At 36.6% G+C, this 21,739-nt stretch carries 23 protein-coding genes and 1 tRNA gene; 6 read left to right on the top strand and 18 right to left on the bottom strand.

Going from position 1 to position 21,739, the window contains the following annotated elements; translation table 11 throughout:
- Nucleotides 1-139: 139 nt before the first annotated feature.
- Nucleotides 140-215, bottom strand: a tRNA-Ala gene (locus ABMA72_RS10650).
- A 175-nt stretch (nucleotides 216-390) separates the two neighbouring features.
- Here ABMA72_RS10650 and ABMA72_RS10645 point away from each other — a divergent pair.
- Nucleotides 391-966: a peptidylprolyl isomerase gene (locus ABMA72_RS10645; RefSeq protein WP_393057069.1), complete on the top strand. Its 576-nt coding sequence runs from the start codon at nucleotides 391-393 to the stop codon at nucleotides 964-966.
- Between the two features lie 56 nt (nucleotides 967-1,022).
- Nucleotides 1,023-2,000, top strand: coding sequence for a serine hydrolase domain-containing protein (locus tag ABMA72_RS10640; RefSeq protein WP_393057067.1), 978 nt, complete (start codon nucleotides 1,023-1,025; stop codon nucleotides 1,998-2,000).
- Nucleotides 2,001-2,034: 34 nt separating this feature from the next.
- Here the strand turns inward: ABMA72_RS10640 and ABMA72_RS10635 are convergent, their stop codons facing one another.
- From ABMA72_RS10635 to ABMA72_RS10595, 9 genes are all read right to left on the bottom strand, one after another.
- Nucleotides 2,035-2,208 (bottom strand): hypothetical protein, encoded by a 174-nt coding sequence (locus tag ABMA72_RS10635; protein ID WP_392861029.1) that lies wholly within the window; start codon nucleotides 2,206-2,208, stop codon nucleotides 2,035-2,037.
- A gap of 20 nt (nucleotides 2,209-2,228) precedes the next feature.
- The gene (locus ABMA72_RS10630; RefSeq protein WP_392861031.1) at nucleotides 2,229-2,513 is read right to left on the bottom strand and encodes a cytochrome C oxidase subunit IV family protein; all 285 of its coding nucleotides are present in this window, start codon (nucleotides 2,511-2,513) and stop codon (nucleotides 2,229-2,231) included.
- Nucleotides 2,514-2,535: 22 nt separating this feature from the next.
- Nucleotides 2,536-3,222, bottom strand: a complete 687-nt coding sequence (locus ABMA72_RS10625) for an SCO family protein (RefSeq protein ID WP_392861033.1) — start codon at nucleotides 3,220-3,222, stop codon at nucleotides 2,536-2,538.
- Nucleotides 3,223-3,232: 10 nt separating this feature from the next.
- Nucleotides 3,233-4,111 carry a c-type cytochrome gene (locus ABMA72_RS10620; protein ID WP_021267527.1) on the bottom strand — a complete coding sequence of 293 codons (879 nt, stop codon included), beginning with the start codon at nucleotides 4,109-4,111 and terminating at the stop codon, nucleotides 3,233-3,235.
- Nucleotides 4,112-4,121: 10 nt separating this feature from the next.
- Complete coding sequence (locus ABMA72_RS10615) at nucleotides 4,122-4,703, bottom strand: heme-copper oxidase subunit III (RefSeq protein WP_392861035.1); 582 nt, start codon at nucleotides 4,701-4,703, stop codon at nucleotides 4,122-4,124.
- Nucleotides 4,704-4,708: 5 nt separating this feature from the next.
- Nucleotides 4,709-6,448, bottom strand: coding sequence for a cbb3-type cytochrome c oxidase subunit I (locus ABMA72_RS10610; protein ID WP_021267663.1), 1,740 nt, complete (start codon nucleotides 6,446-6,448; stop codon nucleotides 4,709-4,711).
- Between the two features lie 29 nt (nucleotides 6,449-6,477).
- Complete coding sequence (locus tag ABMA72_RS10605; RefSeq protein WP_392861038.1) at nucleotides 6,478-7,284, bottom strand: cytochrome c oxidase subunit II; 807 nt, start codon at nucleotides 7,282-7,284, stop codon at nucleotides 6,478-6,480.
- A 77-nt stretch (nucleotides 7,285-7,361) separates the two neighbouring features.
- A complete protein-coding gene (gene cyoE / locus ABMA72_RS10600) occupies nucleotides 7,362-9,113 on the bottom strand; it encodes a heme o synthase (protein WP_393057065.1) in 1,752 nt (583 codons plus the stop codon).
- Nucleotides 9,113-10,039, bottom strand: coding sequence for a heme A synthase (locus tag ABMA72_RS10595; RefSeq protein ID WP_393057063.1), 927 nt, complete (start codon nucleotides 10,037-10,039; stop codon nucleotides 9,113-9,115). Before ABMA72_RS10595 ends, cyoE begins: the two co-directional genes overlap by 1 nt.
- A gap of 135 nt (nucleotides 10,040-10,174) precedes the next feature.
- Here ABMA72_RS10595 and ABMA72_RS10590 point away from each other — a divergent pair, with 135 nt between their 5' ends.
- The 3 genes from ABMA72_RS10590 to ABMA72_RS10580 are packed head-to-tail and all read left to right on the top strand — an operon-like array spanning nucleotide 10,175 to nucleotide 13,205.
- Nucleotides 10,175-11,269 (top strand): tryptophan 2,3-dioxygenase family protein, encoded by a 1,095-nt coding sequence (locus tag ABMA72_RS10590; RefSeq protein ID WP_393057061.1) that lies wholly within the window; start codon nucleotides 10,175-10,177, stop codon nucleotides 11,267-11,269.
- A 1-nt stretch (nucleotide 11,270) separates the two neighbouring features.
- Complete coding sequence (locus ABMA72_RS10585; protein ID WP_393057060.1) at nucleotides 11,271-12,413, top strand: aminotransferase class V-fold PLP-dependent enzyme; 1,143 nt, start codon at nucleotides 11,271-11,273, stop codon at nucleotides 12,411-12,413.
- Between the two features lie 6 nt (nucleotides 12,414-12,419).
- Nucleotides 12,420-13,205, top strand: coding sequence for an acyltransferase (locus ABMA72_RS10580; RefSeq protein ID WP_392861047.1), 786 nt, complete (start codon nucleotides 12,420-12,422; stop codon nucleotides 13,203-13,205).
- Here the strand turns inward: ABMA72_RS10580 and ABMA72_RS10575 are convergent.
- From ABMA72_RS10575 to ABMA72_RS10540, 8 genes are all read right to left on the bottom strand, one after another.
- On the bottom strand, nucleotides 13,195-13,728 hold the full coding sequence (locus tag ABMA72_RS10575; RefSeq protein WP_393057058.1) for a DUF420 domain-containing protein: 534 nt from the start codon (nucleotides 13,726-13,728) through the stop codon (nucleotides 13,195-13,197). The two genes, ABMA72_RS10580 and ABMA72_RS10575, sit on opposite strands and share 11 nt — an antisense overlap.
- Complete coding sequence (locus ABMA72_RS10570; RefSeq protein ID WP_392861050.1) at nucleotides 13,709-13,945, bottom strand: hypothetical protein; 237 nt, start codon at nucleotides 13,943-13,945, stop codon at nucleotides 13,709-13,711. The genes ABMA72_RS10575 and ABMA72_RS10570 overlap by 20 nt, the downstream gene beginning before the upstream one ends.
- A gap of 104 nt (nucleotides 13,946-14,049) precedes the next feature.
- Nucleotides 14,050-14,688 (bottom strand): cytochrome c oxidase subunit 3, encoded by a 639-nt coding sequence (locus ABMA72_RS10565; RefSeq protein WP_021267400.1) that lies wholly within the window; start codon nucleotides 14,686-14,688, stop codon nucleotides 14,050-14,052.
- A gap of 13 nt (nucleotides 14,689-14,701) precedes the next feature.
- Nucleotides 14,702-17,533, bottom strand: a complete 2,832-nt coding sequence (locus tag ABMA72_RS10560; RefSeq protein WP_393057056.1) for a c-type cytochrome — start codon at nucleotides 17,531-17,533, stop codon at nucleotides 14,702-14,704.
- A 61-nt stretch (nucleotides 17,534-17,594) separates the two neighbouring features.
- Nucleotides 17,595-18,671, bottom strand: coding sequence for a cytochrome C (locus tag ABMA72_RS10555; RefSeq protein ID WP_393057054.1), 1,077 nt, complete (start codon nucleotides 18,669-18,671; stop codon nucleotides 17,595-17,597).
- Between the two features lie 31 nt (nucleotides 18,672-18,702).
- Complete coding sequence (locus ABMA72_RS10550) at nucleotides 18,703-19,485, bottom strand: cytochrome b N-terminal domain-containing protein (RefSeq protein WP_021267697.1); 783 nt, start codon at nucleotides 19,483-19,485, stop codon at nucleotides 18,703-18,705.
- Between the two features lie 29 nt (nucleotides 19,486-19,514).
- The gene (locus ABMA72_RS10545; RefSeq protein ID WP_393057053.1) at nucleotides 19,515-20,018 is read right to left on the bottom strand and encodes a ubiquinol-cytochrome c reductase iron-sulfur subunit; all 504 of its coding nucleotides are present in this window, start codon (nucleotides 20,016-20,018) and stop codon (nucleotides 19,515-19,517) included.
- A gap of 111 nt (nucleotides 20,019-20,129) precedes the next feature.
- Nucleotides 20,130-20,999: a HEAT repeat domain-containing protein gene (locus ABMA72_RS10540; protein WP_393057051.1), complete on the bottom strand. Its 870-nt coding sequence runs from the start codon at nucleotides 20,997-20,999 to the stop codon at nucleotides 20,130-20,132.
- Nucleotides 21,000-21,089: 90 nt separating this feature from the next.
- Between ABMA72_RS10540 and ABMA72_RS10535 the strand changes: the two genes are divergently transcribed.
- Nucleotides 21,090-21,635, top strand: coding sequence for a hypothetical protein (locus tag ABMA72_RS10535; RefSeq protein ID WP_392861057.1), 546 nt, complete (start codon nucleotides 21,090-21,092; stop codon nucleotides 21,633-21,635).
- Nucleotides 21,636-21,739 lie beyond the last annotated feature (104 nt).

Genomic DNA, 21,739 nt, shown 5'->3' with positions numbered 1-21,739 from the left:
GTAACTTCAATGATTCAGTTACGTCAGATCTTTCAAAAACCGTTTAAAACTTATTTTGGATTTCTTCTCATCTTGTTTGCCACCTAAGTAGCAAATCTTTTATACTATATTAAAATGTTAAAGAGCCTCTTGAAATAAATGGTGGACATGACAGGAGTCGAACCTGCGACCCCCTGCGTGCAAAGCAGGTGCTCTCCCAACTGAGCTACACGCCCACAAGATAACTTCTCACTGTTTTAAGCAGTGATTTGTTTCGTTCATCTCTCAAGGTGAAACGTAATTTATGTGACCTCGTTTCATATGTCAACACTCTTTTTTCTTTTTTTTTACTTTTTTTGCATTTTTTTTAATTTCCTATCATAATTTCATTAGAAAAGGAGAATTTAAATAATGACTATTGTAAGGCTTGTAAGAATATCCCTGTTTCTCTTCATCTTTATAGGATGTACTAAGAACACTGATACAAAAACACAGGAAGAGGTATCGGACAAAAAGGTCGATGTCTTTAAAATAAATGTAGATCGTACCGGATTATCTGAGTCAGAGGGTATTATTAAGACTTCTCATGGGAATATTACGTTTAAATTTTACCCAAAAAAGGCACCTAATACAGTTGCACGTATAATCCAACTAATTCAAAGTGGATTCTATGATGGTTTATCATTCCATCGTGTAATACCGAACTTTGTTATTCAAACCGGTGATCCTACAGCTACTGGTAGTGGTGGTTCAGGTAAAAAGATTCAAGCAGAATTTAATAATATAAGTCATGTTACCGGAACTATGGCCATGGCACGTACTTTAACAGATGAGAACAGTGCTGATTCTCAGTTCTATATTGCTTTAACAGCACTTCCTCATCTGGATAATAAGTATACTGTATTTGGTCAGGTTGTTGATGGTTTAGAAATCTTAAAAAAAGTTAAGAAAGGCGATAAAATTATTAGCATTGAATATATTGAATAATTTAAATCTATAGACAAACTACATAAGCCTGCTCAATGCAGGCTTTTTTATTACTTATGAATATAAAAGAAATCAAAACATTATTAGATAATTTAAACTGCTCTTATCACTTTTCATATCGAACGAATAAAAGCTTTAACTTAATTGCAAACGATGTTGATACCAAGTTTAAAAGTAATACCTTTCCTATCTATAGTATAACTAAAACGATTATCGCATCTCTAATATTTCATTCAATTGAAAATAAAAAATTAAAACTAGAAGATAAGCTATCTACGTTTATTAGTTGTACGAATTATGAATGGCTAAAGAATACGACAATTGCTGAATTACTTTTACATCGTTCAGGCTTAGGTGATTATGGTTATACAAACGAATATAAGAATGCTGTAACCACTTGTCCTAGCGGGCCATTAAGCGAGAGTGAACTAATTAGTATTGTGACAAAGCAAGGCCAACAATCTCAAACAGAAAATAATTTTTTATATTCGAATATTGGTTATCTTTTTTTGAAAAAAATTTTAGAAAAAATATATTCAAAAAGTTTTGAAGAATTGATTGAAGTTTTTTTTATTAAAAAGTTACAACTTAAAAATACCAAATCGATTATTACTCAAGAAGAATTTAAAAGTTTAACTTTTCCAACACAAAAAAGTTTTTACTTAAACGTTGAAGATGCAAGAGAGATTTATCATCCACAATGGGTTTCACATGGCCTTATCAAATCGACTCCTGAAGAGATAACAAAAGTTTTCAATTATATTTTTTTTGAAAACTTTCTTTCAAGTAAAACACTTAAAACTTATACAACTCTTTATAAAATCCCATTCAACGGTAAGTACTTCTCTCCACATTATGGATATGGAATTTTAGGTGATCCAAATTCAAATTTTGGTAGCTATTTTGGTCATGATGGAAATGGCCCAGGATACAGTGCCGGTGTATTTATTAACGAGAATAAGATTTTTTGCTTAGTTTTAGGAATAGAAGGAATTAGTAGTAAGGATTTAATTGCACAATTAATTACGTGTTAATAAAAAAAAAGCCTGCAATCGATGCAGGCTTTTTTTATTTTCCGTGTCTTTTTTTATCTTTTGTGTAAATGAATGTTTTTAAAATCAGGAGCCCAACAATTAAAAATCCAATAATCCAACTTGTCTTTGCAGTAAATTGTCCGTCTTTTACTGGTAATGGCTCTTTACTTGGTACTTGTTGTGTAGTCGTATTCGTGTTTTCAGACATACAAACTCCTTTTTGTCTTATTATCTAAACATTGATTCTAAAATAAGCACAGTAGCGTAAACTCCAGCTGAAATAGGAATTGCAGCAACAAAACGAGTCCACTTTGTTTCTTCATTTAAGTGCATGAAGTAGTAAGCAACTAGGAAAGCTTTTCCTAATGCTAAAAGAACTAGAGCACTATCGCGGTAAAACTTTGCAATATTTGTCATCCCAGGGATGATAAGTTCCACAACTGTTAGGAACGTTAGAACGAAGAAAATAAAAATATATAATTTCTTGTGTGAATGATGTGCGCCTTCAGCCATTTTATTCTCCATTTATAATAAATTAATTTTTTAAGTACTGTTCTTTATTAACTAATAAACCAAGATCAATCATTAGCTTATTAATATCTTTACTAGTTGAATCGTAATAACCTCTGATTTTACCATGTCCATCAACAAGAACAAGTTTTTCAGAGTGTGCAATATCAAACATTGTTACCGTTTCACCATTAACATTAGCTTCAACTTCTTGCATTTTCCCCATCTCAGTTCCAAAGCCGTCTATGATTGTAGCTTGCATATCTTCAGTCTTTCCAGTTAAGAAAGTCCAAATATAAGGGTTCGCTTGATGTTTTCTAGCGTATTTGAATAGTGTTTTAGGATTGTCTGTTTCAGGATCCACAGTAAATGAAACAAGAGCAACTTTTTGTCCTAAACCTCTTACTCTCTTTTGAATCTTTTGCATCTCGGCCGTAAGTCTAAGACAACTAGACGGACAATTTGTGAAAATGAAATTCGCAATATAAACGCGACCTTCTAATTCTTTAGACCCATATGTTTTTCCAAAACTATTAGTAAGTGAAAAGGCCGGCAGTTCTTTTACGACAGGTAGCTCAGGAGGAAGTTCTCTGAAAACCGATTTGAAAAAAGGTACAGAAAAGAAATAAAGAACAAAAACTAACCAAAACGCCTTCTTTGAGACAAGCGTTTCGATTAGTGAATTTGATCTTCTTATACCTAAACTAGTCATTATTTAACTCTTATTGATTTTTAATACGATCCATTAACTCTTTACGAGCTTCTGTATCTTTTAAACTCTTTAGGTAGTCTACATAGTGTGCAACGGCCCAGATTTGGTCATCAGTAAGAGTACCTTTCCAAGCGGCCATAGCTGTACCACCAACACCAGCAGCTAAACGTAGAGCAATCTCTTCAACTGTTTCAGCTGAACGAATTGTGTTCCAAGTAAAATCTGGTGGAAGAGATTTGAATCCCCACTCTGTTTCTTGAAGCTTAGACTGATAATCTGCATCAGAGAAGTCACCTTCACTCATACCTGTAAGCTGAGCAAGCTCCATTTTTGGTACGTAAGCTCTGTGGCATGACCAGCACATTGCATCTGAGTGGTAAACCTTCTTACCTTCTTCAATTGCAGACTGGATGTGAGCAACACCATATGGGTTTTTACCAAGAGTAATTTGTTTACCAAGTTCTTTATCTTTACCTTCCCAAACAGATGGAGCGAAAGTCTTGATGTATTGAACAACTTCAAACATTTGATCTTCAGTTAAGTCCCAAGGAAGCATTGCTGTTCCATGAAGACCTTTCTCAAGAATCTTGTATAAGTGCTTATCGTGTGGAAGAGTTCCTGCTTCAACTTCTCCAAATTTGAAGACACCTTTAGTAAAGTCACGTGGTGGAACTTTCATTGCCTTAGCTGCTACACCTTTTCCGTCACCGTCAACACCGTGACAAGGCATACAGTATTCAGTGTAAATTTGCTTCCCTCTGTTAAGAACATCTTTCTCAACATAGAGGCCACCTGCGAATACTTTATCTTCTTTGAAGTGGTTTTCCTGGCAAGAAACCAAAGATAAAATTGTAAACATTGCTGTTAAAGTTAATGCCATTTTCTTCATAGCTATCCTCTTAAAATACAAACATAACGATAAACATTACTAACCAAACGACACCTAAAAAGTGCCAAAACTTAGATACATTCTCTACCCAAGTTACCTTCTCTACACTGTAACCATTAATCGAAACAGGCAAAAGAAATAAAAGTGCAATTAAACCTAGAACAATATGCGCAGCATGTGTCCAAGTTAATGCATAAAATAAAGATGGGAATACTCCGCCAGAAGCTTGAAGTCCCATCGCGGCCATTGAGTTCCAAAGTTGCCATTGAACAAACATGAAACCAAGACCTAATAAGTAAGTTAATGCGAAATAAAGTCTCATGGCCTTAGTGTTTTGTTTATTGAATGCTGATTCAAACAACACTAGAGTCACAGAGCTTAACGCAATAACTATTGTACTAACCACAGGGATTGTAAGAGGTATTCTCGGCATTCCCATTGGTGGCCATACATCAACAGTTAGACGGTAAACAGAATAACCAAGTAGCATCGTAGCAAAGAGCATTGTAAAAGAAACAAGTAGGACAATCATCGCAATTGATGATGTGATCTTTCTCGCTTCTAGTTCTTTATTCGACATTACTTGGTTCATTCTAATTACGCCTCAACTAATTCTTCAGTTTGATATTGGAAATCCTTACCTTCTGGAAGATTAGGGTTTCCTAATTCGTGTGGTCCACACTTAACAACAGGAACTTCTTTGAAGTTATAAACTGGTGAAGGTGATGGAATTGTCCACTCTAGAGTACCAACATTCCAAGGGTTGTTAGGTACTGGTTCTTTTTCTTTCTTAAAGAAAATTGTGTAAACAAAGTTGATCACGAAAGGAATTTGCCCTAGACCCATAAGTAATGCAGAGTAAGTAACAAATGCATTAATTGGGATTAGTCTTTCCATGAATTCGTAAACAAATGGGTTATAAAGACGTCTGTGCATACCTGCGTATCCAACAATCATCATTCCCATGAATACACCATTTAGACCAATCATTGTGATCCAAAAGTGTACTTTACCCCAGAATTCATTTAGGAATTTACCAAACATTTTCGGCATCCAGAAATAAATTGCTGCGTATCCACCAAGAAGAACAGAAGCTGCCATCGTGTAGTGGAAGTGACCAACTACGAAGTATGTATCGTGTAGGTAAAGGTCAGTTGTAACTGTTGCTAGGTATAGACCAGTTAGACCACCAAGACCAAATACGAATACAACACCAAGTGAGAAGATCATTGGAGTATCAAATTTGATCGACCCTTTCCAGATAGTCCCTAACCAGTTTGCAAAGAAGATTGCAGATGGAATTGAGATCGTCATTGTAAGAGTCATAAACGTTTGAGTTAAAAGTGGACTCATTTGAGTCGTATACATGTGGTGACCGTATACAATTGTTGAAAGAATTGTAATTGAAGTCATTGAAAGCGCAGTTGCTTTCGCACCAAATGCTGGTTTTCTTGCAAAGAAAGAAAGTAAGTCAGATACAATCCCCCATGCAGGAAGAATAAGGATATATACTTCAGGGTGACCGAAAATCCAGAATACGTGTTGGTAAAGGATTGGATCACCTGTCCCAGTAGTTGCAGCTGCACCAGCTAGGAAGAAAGTAGTTCCAAATACACGGTCAAATAATAGAAGTAAAAGACCTGCACCAAGAACTGGAAGGAAAATCGCGTTTAGAATAGCTGTTAGCCATAGACCCCAAACAGATAGTGGCATATCAAAGTATCCCATACCCGGAGCTCTAAGAACGATAACCGTTGTAATATAGTTAACTGCACCCATTGTTGAAGAAACACCAAGAAGGAAAAGAGCAAGTGTCCAAAGAGTTTGCCCGGCCCCTGGTGAACCAATTAGCGTTGATAAAGTTGGGTATGAAGTCCAACCACCTGCTGCAGCACCTAGTGGTAAACACAGAGATGCAACAAGAATTAACGCTGAAGCAGCTGCAATCCAAAAAGAAAGCATATTAAGTAAAGGGAAGACCATATCTCTTGCCCCAATTTGCAGTGGGATAAGATAGTTTCCGAACGCCCCAATTAGAATTGGTGTAATAGCGTAGAAAATCATGATCGTACCGTGCATAGTAAAAAGCATCGCGTACGTATCTGGTGGAACTACTCCTCCTGTTGAAGGGAAAAGTAAGTTACCTAGAATTGGGAATGCCTCTCCAGGAAACGCTAGTGTCCAGCGAATCATAAGGGCCATCATCCCACCTAAACCTAGACCAATGATTCCGTACCAAAGAAATTGTTTTCCGATCACTTTGTGATCATAAGAAAAAATATACTTTGAGATGAAAGTCTTTGGCTCTGAGTGAATATGTTGCTCGAAAAATGCCATTTTATATTCTCCTAAAAGTTATCTTGTAATTAGTACTGCCACTTCCAACCCCAGAATAATTCAGGGTTTTCAGGGTCATTCTCATGAATAGCTTTCTCTTGAGCCTCTGCAATCCAAGCAGCATAGTCTTCTTGAGAGTAAGTAGTAAGAGAAGCTTTCATTCTATAGTGATATGTTCCACACATCTCTGCACAAGCAATATCCCAAGTACCAGCTTTAGTCGGTTCAAACCATAGACGAGTTAAACGACCAGGAATTGCATCAACCTTACGACGAGCATTTGGAAAATATAGTGAGTGAATTACATCTTTTGAAAGTACTTGAATAACAACTTTACGACCAACAGGCAGTCTTAAGTCATTTAACTGAACAACATCATCTTCAGTATTGAAAACATTGTCTGCACCAGCATATCTGAAGTGCCATGCCCACTGCTGACCAAGTGCTTGAATACGAAGTGGATTCTCGTCCTCTTTTGGCCACTTAGCAAAAACATTTACATAGTCTTCATTCGACATTCTTGTAATGTTCATATCGATTCCTAGGAATACCGATAGACCAATTACTGTCGCGATGATGATATGAATCTTCTTATTCCCATAAGTATAGTAAGGCTTTGGGTGTCTCTTTGCTGAATAAAAGTAAGAGAAACCAAATAATCCTGCACATACTAATGCAAAGAAAAAGAGGTTCATGTAAGTAGTGTAGCCAAATAACCAATCGATTAAGTGACCGTGCACAGAGATATCTTCAGGTGGTTTCATTCTTTCCCAAAGACTCATCTGCTTAGAAGTTGTACTAACAACTGTAGCTAAAACAGGTGTCAAAAATCCCATAGACCTTCCTTCTATTGAAATACTTTATTAATTTGAATTGATAAATTTTAACCCTTTTTTATAACATTTTCCACGATTTAGCTAAGGAAAATCATCAATGATAGCAAGAGTGGTAAATAGATTATAGAACCCCAAAAATATTGTCGGGCCCAAGTCACATAACTCGGCTCATCATGAATAAAAAAACTTTGCAAACTCTGTGCGAAAAATACGCCGTTCACGACTAGAGAGGCGATAAAAAAGTTCTTAGAATTAAGATCGAAGAAGTAGCCAGCACTACTAAATAAAAATAAGAGTAATGTCCAAAGAGCAATACAGACCTTCATTTTGGCAATCGAGTAGTAGTGAGGATAGACCTTAATATCCCCTTCCGCGTAATCTTGTTTATGGTAAATTGAGATGGCCATAAAGTGTGGAATTTGCCAGATAAACAGAATTCCAAACAATAAAATTGCTAGACCATCAATCTCGCCAGTTACAATTGTGCGGCCCATTACCGGTGGAATTGCACCAGGTAGAGCACCAACAAATAATGCAGCAGGACTTTTTCTCTTCATTGGCGTATACACATAAAGGTAAGAAAAAAATGCCAACGCACCGAGCAATGCAGTAACTTTATTTACATTTACATAAGTTAGACTGAAGCCAAGGATGAAAAGGGCCCAACCTTGAATAACGGCATAAATTGGTTTTATTCTTCCAGCAGGAAGAGCGCGATCTTTTGTACGGGCCATATTTGAATCAACTTCAATCTCCATGTAGCAATTAATTGTCGTTGCTGACATCACGATCAAAATTGAAAAAATAAGTGCATTAATCAAATAGAAGAAATCGACATATTGTCCTGTTAGAAGAATTCCCGAAACAATTGTCGAAACAACAAGTAAACCTAGACGTGGTTTGGTTAAACTTAATAAGTCACTTGCAACTGTATGCCTATATCCACCAAAATATGTTTCTTCAAAACGCTTAAACCACTGAAATAAGAACAGTAGATTTAGAGTGATGATTACTGCTAATAAAAGGTGTAGTACTTGAAAGTAAGTTGTATCAGTTAGTAAGAATAATCTCTTTGCATTAAATAAGTGAATGAGAAATAAAGTAACTAAACTTCCTGTTAGCAACGAAAATTGCTTAAAGGCCTTTCCGTGTAAGAGTGTGATCGTTTTTCTAATGTTGAAAAGAAAAGCTAGTAAGAAGCCTAGAAATAGAACTCCAAGATACTTATGAAGAGAATGAATTTGCGCAGCTACAGTTGAAGGCCAAAAACTTAGCCCCTCCGTCGTCTGGCATAAGATATTAATATTATCCCCTAGCCCACATACATCTTTTGTTGCCGTTTGATGAACAATTCCACCAAAGAAGAACTGTACAAAAGCAATGAGTAACATAATGAAAACAAGGTCTTTTGCTGAAGGAGAATAACCTTTTAAATTCAAATCTTGTTTTTCTACAACAGGATAAAAAAGCTGAGAAAAGATAGCGATATAGGCAAAGCTTAGAATTAAGTGAAAAACACTAACTAAAGTTGGTAATTTATAAATAAAGTTAATCCCACCTAGAAGTGATTGGAGAACGAGAAGGAATAAACCTAAACGAACAGACTTCTCTTTTGGGTGCTTGATAAAGAGAAATGTATTTAAAACAATAATAATTCCAGCAAAAATTCTGTGGAGTATTGGATATATTGACGACTTATCAACAGTCGCCGCATAACAAATTGGCCAAGAAGTACATTCTAGGCCAGTGAAGTCCGCACTCACTAACCCACCAATGACAATTAAACCTAATGTTAATAAGATATTGATGAAGGCAAGTGTACGATACATTACAGCTCCACTTCTTGTGATTTTTTAAGGATGATTAATAATTCATAAATAAAATATGATAGTAAAATTGCAAATAGTAAGTGAACTGGTTGAGCAAATGCCGGGAATGCCAGATATGCTAAGATAACACCTGCTGTGATGACACCAATTAATACTAACATAATTGAGATACACTTCTTTTGGACAAAAGAGTTATCTTTAAACTCTTCCATGATTTTTCTAAGAGTGTAAGAAAAGCCTAAAAGAATTAGAATTGAGAATGAACGGTGGATATAAAAGATCATATCAAGACGATCAACCCAATTTGTTCGCGATAGATTCGGCTCAGTATTAGTAATTAAATCAATTTGCTCTCTAACTTGTGTACCAAGAACAATTTGAATGACAACTAGTCCAACAAGAACCCATAAGAAGTCTTTGTAGCGGTCGACATTATGTTTGCGAAGAAATTCAATTTCCGTCACTTCATATTTTAAATGAGCAAGGGCAAAAGCTAGGAATATCGCCAAGAGCATATGAATCGTAATCACCCCAGGGTGTAAGTGTGATTTTACAACCATTGCTCCTACACCACCATTTAGAACCACTAAGAACAGAGCTAGGCCAGATAGCCAAACAACCTTCTTATTTTCTTTTTTATAAGCAAATGAAAGGACAAATAAGATAATTGAAGCAATTCCAGTCCATACACCGGCCATTCTATTGAAGTACTCAGTCCATGTATGAATAGGATTGAAAACTGCGACAATACGGCCAGGCTTTGCAAATCGAGTCTGATAATCAGCAGGAAGCTGATCAATACTAGTCGGAGGAACCACTTGACCGAAACAAGTTGGCCAATCTGGACAGCCCATTCCAGCTCCAGTACTTCTAACCATCCCTCCAATTAGAATAAGTGCAAAAACAGTGATTATGACTACAGGCAAAAACTTTTTGAATCGTAACTTTTTAGAACTTTCCATTTCAACTTCAACTTGATTTCAACTTTCTTAACCCAACTAGAAATATGAATAATTTTCAATTTCAAAGTGATGGGATAGTATTTCTATATAGGAGTCAATATGCACAAAAATCACGGACCTGTCTATTATGGTGACTATTTAGAACTGAATAAATTACTCGATACGCAAAATCCTCTCTCTAAAAAATATGGAGATGAGGCACATGATGAAACACTCTTTATAGTTGTGCATCAAGTATATGAATTATGGTTTAAACAGATACTACACGAGCTTAACTCGATAAAAAGCATTTTCTCAGTAGATAAAGTGGAAGAGTCATTTCTTTCAACAGTTTGCTCAAGACTTGAGAGAATTAAAAAAGTTCAAACGCTTCTCTTGGGACAATTGGAAGTCATGGAAACAATGACTCCAATGGACTTTCTTGAGTTTAGGGATTTATTAGTTCCTGCCTCAGGTTTCCAAAGTGTTCAATTTAGAGAAATAGAGATTCTACTAGGACTATCTACTAATCAAAGAAAAGAGGTTGATCGTGAGTACTTCCTAGGAAGACTCAATGAACAAGATAAAGAAAGACTTCTAAAGATTGAAAAAGAGCCTACTTTATTCTCGGCCCTTGAAAAGTGGCTAGAGAGAATGCCATTCACATTTAATGCAGAATTTGATTTCTGGAGTGAATATCAATCATGTGTTGAAGATATGCTATGCGGAGATGAGCTCACTGTCTTAGATAATATGGCAACTCTACCGCCAAAAGCATTAGAGATACAAAAGGCAAATCTTCAAAGTACTCGAGATACATTTGAAACTCTTTTTAATTCAGATGAATATAATAAATTAGTGAAAGAGGGAAAGAGAAGACTTTCTCAGAAAGCTACCCTAAATGCCCTATTTGTTCTTCTTTACCGAGATGAGCCAATACTAACTCTTCCATACACAGTACTAGCTCACCTTATGGATATTGATGAGAATTTTACTACTTGGCGTTACAAGCATGCGCTAATGGCACATCGAATGTTAGGAACTAAAATTGGGACAGGTGGATCTTCAGGTCATCAATACTTAAAAGGTGCTGCTGATAACAATCGTTCGTTTATCGATCTATTTAACCTTTCAACTTTTATTATTCCAAGATCACAAAGACCAGTTCTTCCTGAGAAACTAAAAACAGCGATGAACTTTAATTACAGAGACTAGAATGTATAAAAAATATTTTGAAAGATTTTTAAATGCAAACGAAGGAAAACTTCACTTTGCGGCCCACTCTCACCATTACTGGCCAGATGTCACAAGAGATGCGCAAATCAAGTATTGGGATGATAGTGCTAAATACGTTGACGAAAAGTGGGGTAAGTTTTTTTCAAATGAATTTGCCCAGCTGCAAAGTAATATTGCAAACGTTTTAAATATTTCAAAACCTCAGCAAATTACATTTGCACCAAACACACATGAGTTAGCTTATCGAGTTCTTTCAGCTCTCCCCCATGGTGCAAAGATCTTAACAACTGATAGTGAGTTCTACTCTTTTGATCGCCAAATTAATCGTCTATCAGAAGAAGAAATTTTCGAAGTGACTAAGATTGAGAATACTAATGACGAGAGCTTTATCGAAAATTTCATTCAAGAAGCAAATACTGACAAATATGATCTCATCTTCATTAGCCAAGTATTTTTTAATTCTGCCTTTGCAATTAAAGATCTCGTCTCTTTTGTAAAAGCAATTAATTCTAAGGCAGAAATTGTTATTGATGCCTATCATGCATTTATGGCACTACCAACAGACTTAAGTGAAATAGAAGATCGTATTTTCTACATGGCCGGCGGCTATAAATACTGTGGCTCAGGGGAAGGCTCATGTTTTCTTATCTCTCCTCAAGATACTAACCTAACTCCAAGAAATACAGGTTGGTTTGCCCAGATGGGAGATCTTACAAATTTTAGTGAAGACAAGGTCCCATTTAGTAATGATGGCTTTCGTTTTGCTGGATCGACAATGGACTTTACTGCCATCTATCGAATGAATGCTGTATTAAATCTTTGGAAGCAAGAAAACATTTCAGTACGTGACATTCATGCCCACGTTGAAAAAAATCAAACTGAATTCTTATCTGGTATCTTAGGCACAAAATTAGAAAGTAAAATCGTGACAACAACAAGTAGAGGTCATTTTATTGCTTTCAAATTTTCAACATCACAAGAATGTGAAGACTACGCTGCAGACCTCAAGGCCAATCAAGTGAATGTTGATTATCGCCGAAATATTTTGCGTTTTGGATTTAGTATTTATCAAGATAGTGATGATATAATTAAACTTATTAAAATAATTAAAAATATTGGTTAGGAAAAGATGGAAGAAAAGAAAAAGCAATCACAAGAAGAGCTTCAATCAGGGGCCTCTAACAAGAAAGGCCTTGCTAAAGTATTAGAGAATATTTTCAGAAAGAACCAAGCAATTGGTTATATGGCAGCAATGCTACCTCCGATTGTCGTTTACATTATTTGTATTACTCTTGGATTAACTCCTGGTTATATTTTTTTAACGACAGCATATGAAAGCGTTGCAGGCCAACACTTCCTTATTCAAGCTCTTGCAATGTCATTTGCATTTGTAATGTCTTATGCTGCTTATGCATTAACACTTATCTTTATCGTTCCATTCTTTAACTGGATCTATCCTCTTAAAATGAAACCATTTAAAGGAAGTTGGATTTCATTAGAAACTCTTCCTTGGTACTACCATAATGCGCTAACACAATTAGTTCGCTACACAGTCTTAGACTTCTTTCAAGCAACACCTATTATCACTTTATTCTATCGAATGATGGGGATGAAAATTGGAAAAAACTGTGTCATCAATACAACGAATATTTCTGACCCATGCCTCATTACACTTGAGGACTACGTAACAATTGGTGGCTCAGCAACAATCTTTGCTCACTATGCTCAAGCTGGTTTTCTTGTAATTGCACCAACTGTAATTAAAAGAGGTGCAACAGTTGGGCTAAAAGCTTCAATTATGGGTGATGTCGTTATCGGTGAAAAAGTTGTTGTTTCTCCACACGAAGCGGTACTACCAAAATCAAGACTTGATGCTGAAGAGAGAAAGAAAGCAAAGAAAGAATCTAGTAATTAAGATATTTCAAAAAGAAAAAGATTAAAACACCAGTTACTGAAACATAAAGCCAAATGGGTAAAGTCCACTTTGCCCATTTTTTATGACTCTTAAAACTTCCAGTCAAAGCATTCCAAAGAGTAATTAAAATCATCGGCAACATCACGATACTTAAAAGAACGTGAGAAATTAGAATTGCAAAATACACAGGCCTTACAAAACCTTGTGCGATGAATTTCGTATCACCATGAAAGTGATGATAAAGGAGATATGAAACAAGAAATAATGCAGAAGTAGCAGTTGCCCCCGACATGCATTTAATATGTGCTGAAACATTTTTTTTCTTAATAAATCGCCAACCCACAAATAGTAAAGTTGCAGAAATTGAATTCAGTACAGCATTTACCATTGGTAGATAATCAACCCACCAAAGTTTAACGGCCGCTTCAGGCTTAAAATAAATAAACCAAACTAAGAAAAGTGCAATTAACCCACTTAGTATAAAGAGTAATGTATAGATAAAATTACTGTTGTTCTTCTTCATGAATCCTAGAAGCTACTGAGTTTTTTCTATATTTATGAATTGTTTTATAAAGAATAAAAAACGGAATATAGATTAGGCCAATGAAAGTTACGAGAATCCAAACAAGCCTTGCATCCTTTGGATTATCCATCGATCCAGCACAACCAGGACACGCAAAAACGTAGTCTGAAAATAGTACTAGAATTAATATGCCAATTGGTAATAAGAAACTTTTCATATACTTGCCTTATATACTTTTCGGAATGCTTAGTCCATTTTTTTAGCCCAAAACAAAAAAGGCCCTACATAAGTAGGGCCTTTCTTACAACATATGTTCATTCATTAAATTAAGTAAATAAATGTAAATACTAGAATCCAAACAAGGTCAACGAAGTGCCAGAAAAGACCACATACTTCTAGAAGTCCGTAGTCACCTTTGTCAAAGCGTCCCTTAAGAGCAAGTACATACATGTAAATAAGAAATATTACACCTGATAGTACGTGAAGCCCGTGGAAACCAGTAATAGCAAAGAACGTTGACGAGAATAAGTTATTACCATGCTCGTAAGTCGAGAATGTCATACCCATATCTGACATTAGGTGTACGTACTCATATGCTTGGATACCAAGGAAGATTACACCACCAATAATTGTAGCTAAAAGCCATCCTCTAATTGCTTTTGGTTGTCTCATTTTTACAGCATCAATTGCCATAACCATTGAAACAGATGAACAAATTAGAATGAAAGTCATAATCCCTGAAAGGTGTACTCCACCAAGAGCTTCTACAGGGTTTGGCCAATGCTTAGTTGCACGAAGTACAGCATAAGCAATTAGTAAGCCTGAAAATGACATGGCATCAGTTCCAAGAAATAACCACATCCCAATTTTATTTGGACTTGCGTGCCCAAATTGAGGGTCATTTGGATAACTAATTACACCGTCATGAACTAAATCTTTTGTATTAGCATGTCCTGCCATTTATAAACTCCCGTTATCTCTTTCCAGCTTTCTTAGCTTTTGGTGAGTAAAAATCACTTCCTAACTCAAGTACGTACTTAGTAACTGCTTCGATTTGTCTCTTAGCATCACCGTCAAGAAGTTCTGGATCCGCAGCCTCTCCTTCTGGCCAGAAAGATGGCATTGTTGTACCAGGCATAATTTTATCTGGACCTTCAAGCCACTTCTTAATCCAGCTCTTTCTTAATCTTCTCTTAGCAAAGTGAAGATCTGGAGCAAGTGCTTGATCTCTATTAAATCCAGTAGTGTGACATGAAGCACATGCTAGGTCGTTAAATAACTGAACCGCTGCACGTCTTTCTTCCTTACTTTCCCAAACAACTTTTTCATTTTCATCAAAGATTGGTTGGTCAGCTTTTACACGGAACATATCAACTAGTTTTTCTTTTTCTTCTTTACTCATATTGAAAGAAGGCATTCTTAACTTAAGCCATGGACGGATTTCATATACATCACCAAGGAAGTAATGGAACCAATCAGCTTGTACTCTGTGTCCTTGTTCAACTAGACGTGGTGGCGCTTCGTTTACATCATCGTAAATTTTCAGCATATCACCGAACTCACCATCAATTTGGTGACATCCAATACAGTTGTACTTAACAGCAACTTTCATACCTTCATTTGCAACAGTTTCAGCAGCGTCGTATCTCTTAACACCTTTAAGAGGAATCTTCTGATCAACTTGACCGATAAGAGCTGTTGTAATTAGAGCAGCATCTTTTTCGCTCATGTGGAACTGAGGCATTCTTAGTAAGTCTTTAAATGGCTTATCAACACCATTATCCCATCTTCTTGGATTTAATAGGTGCGCTTTAATCCAAGCTTCTCTTGAGTGCTCAACTTTCTCATGAGAGAAACCAAATTGAGTTAGAGGCTTAGAACCAAGTTTAGAAAGCTCTGGACCAATTGGTGCACGATCTTCAAAACCTTTAATATTGTGACATGAGTAACAACCGTACTTACCGATTGAACGACGTCCTAATTCCATTGTTCTTTCGTGATCACTCATTGTTGCAAGCTTAGCTTTAGCAACTTCAATAGTATCGAACGCTGAGAAATAAGTTACAAGGATCTCGTCTCTTGCACCTTTATCCATCTCTGCAAACTTAAGCTTTCCGAATTGATCGTTCTTTAAACTCATTAGGTATGCAGTAATATCATTAACTTCTCTATCAGATAGTCTGAAAGAAGGCATGATTGTATCTTCTTGGAAGTGACTTGGGTTTTTAAGCCATGAAGCCATCCAGTTAGCATCTTTTACTTTAGAACCAATACCATCTAGGTATGGACCTTTGTGAGCATCAACTTTTTGAGACTCAAGAGCAAAATCTTTAACACCGTGACAAGCAAGACATCCGATTTCACCAACAAGTTGCTTACCTTTTTCTTTATTACCACCAGTATATTTCATGAAAGGCTTATAGCTTTCAGACTGTGCGTAAATAACTTCAGCAATTGCATTTACTTCAGCGATATTCTTCTTAACGAACTCTGGTGAGTTATTGTTATCATTGTTAAAGAACTGAGGCATTTTTGCATGCTTATTAAATGCTTTTGGTTCCCAAACCCAGTTTTTAAAGAATTCTTTATCAAGCTTTGCAGCGATCTTCTCTAAACTAGGACCTGGTTTTCTCTTATGCTCCCAACCTTCAATTTTGTGACAAGCATAACAACCAAATTTTTCAAGTGCACGACGGCCTTCATTTAATGTAGTTGCCTGTGGAATATACTGAACACCACTGTGACACTTAACACATCCAGCTTCATAATCACCACGTCTTAATTGTACGATAGGTACCTTGTGTGGTTCATGCCAGTTGTACTTTGCAATCCAGTCTTGTTTTTGTTCTTCAGTAGCTGGCATGTGAGCAGCAGCATTGAAGTCATTAACTCTATGCCCTTCACCACCGTGACATGAAGTACAACCAAAGTTCTTCATTGGGTGCTTACCGTTAGCTCCAACCATTAGGTCTAAGTTGGGGTGAGTCTTATGTGGATTTGCTTGATTTTCGTAACCTGGCTTATCAATGAATGTGTGACAAGTCATACAACGATCAACTTTCGGTACGTGTTGAAAGAATCTATCGTCAGTAATATTTTCTAATACAACTTGTTGAACCTTAACAGTTGGGTCCATAAAGTCGATAAAAGGTAGGTTTCTTAGTGCAAATACAGGAGTTACTTCTTTTCTCTTCTCTGCACCCTTAAGAAGTTCTAGACGACCAACGATTCCGTTGATCTTCTTATTAACTGAATCAACATCAGCATTGAAAGCTGCAAGTTGTCTCTTTAAGTTCTTCTCTTTAGTTTGAAGTGCTTTCTTCTTATCAGTAGATGCAGCAAACTTCTTCTTATTATCTTGAAGTTTCTCAAATAAAGAGTGAGCATTTGGCGCGTGTTCAGCGTGAGCAACACCGTAATTAAATGCAAGGGCAGCAACGTCTGAGTTTAGACGACCATTAACGATCTGCTCTTTTTTAATATCTTTAATTACCTGATCAAGCTCTGCTTCAATTTTTGAAATTTCTTTGCTCTTAGCTTCAACTGATTTCTTAGCTGCCGCTAATTCATCATTAAGAACCTTTACTTTTTCAGCACTGATCTTTGCTTCTTCTTCAGCAATATCTTTGGCAATTTTTTCTTTTTCAATCTTCATTGCCTCGATTTGAATTGCTTTCCATGGTCTCATGTAATCATCTAGGAATACCCATATTACCGTAACCAAAAGAACCAGTGAAAAGATCGCGAAGATCTTATTCAGTTTTTTCATATCATAGGCCATGCCTGGCTCATGTTTCTTTGACATTTTTATATACCCTTTATTACTTCTTCTTTAAGTATCTTTATATATCTATATCCAGATTCGCTTATAGGTTAAGTTCCCACTCTGGTAGAGCGATAATATACTTTAAGCTAAATAGCCATCTAAGAACCATCTTGATTGGTAGTGATGTCATACCAAGTACAAGGATGATGAAAATATAGTATCTAATCTGACCAGTGCTCTCGATAATCTTCTTCCCATACTTCGATTTAGCAATCGCAACAGGAAGTACACAACAGTAACCAAGAGTTAGGATTATACCCACAATCTCTCTAACAACGATATTTGAAGGCATTGGAGTGTTAAGCCACTTAAGCCATACAAATTCAGAAAGGTTTACGTTGTATTCAGAAACAACCTTGTGGAAGTCCCAGAATTCAAATGGACCATAGAATGTCCAGTTTGGTCCACGTAAGAAAGTACCAACGATAATTAGGTACATCCAAAGAACGATCCAACCATATAGAAATCCCCACATAGCGATTGGTCTTTCTTTGATTGTGAAGTAACCATTCCCTTTTGGGTTAGTATCAATATATGGAATTGCAATAAGACCAACAAGAATAAGACCTGGAAGAACAACCCCTGCCATCCAAGGATCGAAATATACAAGCATTTCTTGAAGACCAAGGAAGTACCATGGTGCTTTGGCCGGGTTAGGTGCCCAAGTAGTGTTTGCAGGCTCTTCTAGCGGAGCTTTAAAGATAATTGCCCAAACTACTAAGAAGATAGTCGTACCGATCATACACATTAACTCAGTGAAAACTAAGTTAGGCCATACCCATACTTTCTCTCTATTTTCAGGAAGTGCCTCGATTGGACACTCACCATTCTCAATTCTCTTGTCATTCTCAGCTGCTCTATAAAGTGCATACCAAGTAAGCCAAGCAATAAGAACGATAATAATGTTAATTGGAATATTATCTGGCCATAGGATAATTGCTCTAAAGTTTGCATCCATACAAAACCAAACTGTAATAGGTGCAGCAGCAATAAGTGCCCATTTAGCAAATTTCTTGCTTCCTACTACACGATAGTACTTCATCATGAAGAAGAATAGGACCGTCGTAATCGGGAATGATCTAATCGGATCGGCCAGCCAGTTTATAAGTTCTTTCATTTATATATCCCTTTCTCTCAAAATATATTTTTTAAAGTGGTGCTGAAATCCCACCGTCTTTTCTTACACGCCAGAAGTGAACTGCAATTAGAACACCAACAACAAGTGGAATGAATACACAGTGAAGAATATAAAATCTTAGTAGTGCTGGTTCCCCAACGAAACGTCCTGCTAGAAGCTGGAAACGAACGTCGTTTTTATCAGAAACCATTACGAAGTCACCAATTTGTGCTAAAGCTGCACCTGGACCACCGTGCCCCATAAAAGGAGTCGCTTTTGCCATGTTTGAACCAACGGCAATCGCCCAAATCGCTAGCTGATCCCATGGAAGTAGGTAACCAGTAAATGATAGTAGAAGAGTTAATACTAAAAGGATAACACCAACACCCCAGTTAAATTCTCTAGGTGGCTTATATGAACCAGTCATAAATACACGGAACATGTGAAGCCACACAGTAATAACCATGGCGTGAGCACCCCAACGGTGAATTTCACGCATAATCCCTAAAGGCACGTGCTCTTTAAGTGCAATAATATCGTTATATGCGTACTCTGCAGTTGGTCTGTAATAGAACATTAAAAGTACACCAGTAACAGTTAGTGCTAAGAAAATGAAAAATGTAAGTCCACCCATACACCAAGTGTAACCAAGTTGAACCCCTGATTTCTTAAGTTTGATTGGGTGTAAGTGTAAAAACACGTTACCAGCTACGACAGCAGCTCTGTTTCTTGCGTTCGTTGGAGGCCCATGTCTGAAAATTGATTTCCAAACCTGAGTTTCCCTAATGTAATCAACAACACCTCTTTTAGCCATTGTTATTCCTTCCTATTTATTAATCTAAATTAAACTTTTAAGTAACTTTGTGGATTGTCCCACTGACCTTTTTCATAACGATAAATCTTAGTTTTATCGACAATGATTTTTCCTTCAGCATTTAGTGAGATCTTATATCTCTCTAATGGTCTTGGAGCTGGACCTTCAAAGTTGATACCATTTTGGTAATAACCAGAACCATGACATGGACATTTAAATTTTAACTCGGCAGGAAGCCAGTTAGGAACACAACCAAGGTGCGTACAGATATTTGAAAGAGCGAAAAGACGTCCTTCCATTTTTACAATCCAAACACCGTAACCATTCTTCCAACGCTCATCTACACCCTCTTCGTAATCGTTCGGACGACCAGCAACGAAATCCATCTCTGGCTCGAAGTTAACGTTTGGATAACTGTAGCGAAACGCTAGTGTTAAAAAACCTGCGATTGCAGAAGTGAAGGCAACCCAACCTACAGTTACGAAACTAAAGAACTCTCTTCGGTTTAACTGTTTTTTTACATCATCAGACATTTTAAAAAACCTCTATTTCTAATCATAAATACACAAATTTAAGTCACGATGACCCAATTTATGATTCATAAGTTATTGCAAATTCATTTTATACTTTGAAGGATGTTATCACTATTTCAACGAATTTAAAACTTCCTTTGCAAGACTAACTACTTTTATATCTTTCTCAATATTAATCATTTCCTCAACGCTTGGCGCCATCTTTTTCCATTCAGCTCGCCTTAACGCAGTGAGTACATTAAATTTAAGGCCACTGATCTCCTGAACAGTCAATTTCTTACCTAATGACTCATCGTTCAGGTTTAAAATTTCATTAACTGTCGGGATGGCCTGATCGTTCTTATATGCGATTAACGCTGTCGCTGCAGCATATCTCACAGAAAAACCGAGATCGCTATTAAGCCTCTTAATAAATAAATCTTCTGTACCATCAACTTCATGAGTAGCAAGAGTCAGGATTGTCACCTGAACCATGGCCGCATCATTTTTCTCGATGAAACTTTTTACAAGGTCCCACTTAAATGAAATGCCTTTAGGCATTTTTGACAGTGCTACCATTGCGTGAAAATTAATTTCTGGATTATTTGTTTGTAGAGCATGCTCAAGAACTGGTAGCCCCCCCTCATTTCCAAGTGCACCAATGGCCACAACGATGAAGTCGCGTGTTCTTGGATCAACAGTTGTCTTATAAATATCTCTTAAATTTGTAACTAACCATGGAATATCCTCTTCTTTCACCGCACCTGCTGAGATGACTTTAGAAAGCTCAAGTGCTGCAATCCACTTATTACCAAAGGTTTTCGACTTCATCTCATGAACTAGGTCTTTGTAAGAGTGGTCATTAGAAAGCATCTTTGTCACACCAAAAATAATTAGTGCTCCGACAAGTACGATTGCAATAGGAACCATTAAAGAGCCCATTACCGGATTACTTTCGAGTAGTTTTTTATCTAACTTAGTGTTTTGATTTTTCTCGCTCACGAAGAAATTGCCTTATAGTAAATGTTTTATTAAATATGGGATAAGAATTAGCAAATTAGAGTATAGTTGACAATTATAAAAGGTGAAATTATGGCCTATCTACTTAGAGGACTGATCGTTATCATGGTTGCTGCAATTGGATTAACAACTTGCGTAGCACTAGGATTTGTTGATGTTGGCATTAGCCACATTAAATTGGCCATTCCAGCCTATCTTTATACAATCTTCGCACAGGCATTCGTAATGTTTTATTTCATTGGTGTTGCCCGTCTAGTGAATAATATCAATTTAATTCTTACGAGTGAACAAAACTTGAATGAATTATTTGATGAAGCTCCTGGCGACTTAACTCCTTATAGAGAAAAAGTTAAAAGATATGTTCACAAAGCAGATCTTGCAAAGAGACAAACAATTCCTTGGACGATGCTGATGATCATTCTTGGAATGATTGCTTTCTTCCTTGGTGGTGCACACGATACAAACATGGTTGAGAAGACAACACACTCTGGTGTTGCTTATGGATTCATTGCATCGATGTTAATTGGATTTGTTAGACAATGGTGGTTCCTTGGACAGACTCACCAACTACTAAGAGAAGTGAAAACATTATTTAGTATTCCAGATGGGCAGATGTAGATCCTTCACGACTGTTTTCCAAATCGTCGGCCCTTGAGACGAACCGTCGGGCATAAACGCACTCCTCTCGAATAGTTTTCTAGCTAAAGATTAGTGGGCTAGCA

It is taken from the genome of Halobacteriovorax sp. CON-3 (genome assembly GCF_043196995.1).
Taxonomy (GTDB): domain Bacteria; phylum Bdellovibrionota; class Bacteriovoracia; order Bacteriovoracales; family Bacteriovoracaceae; genus Halobacteriovorax_A.
The sequence above is the reverse complement of the archived record's forward strand: the minus strand, read 5'-3'. Positions and strand labels throughout refer to the sequence as shown.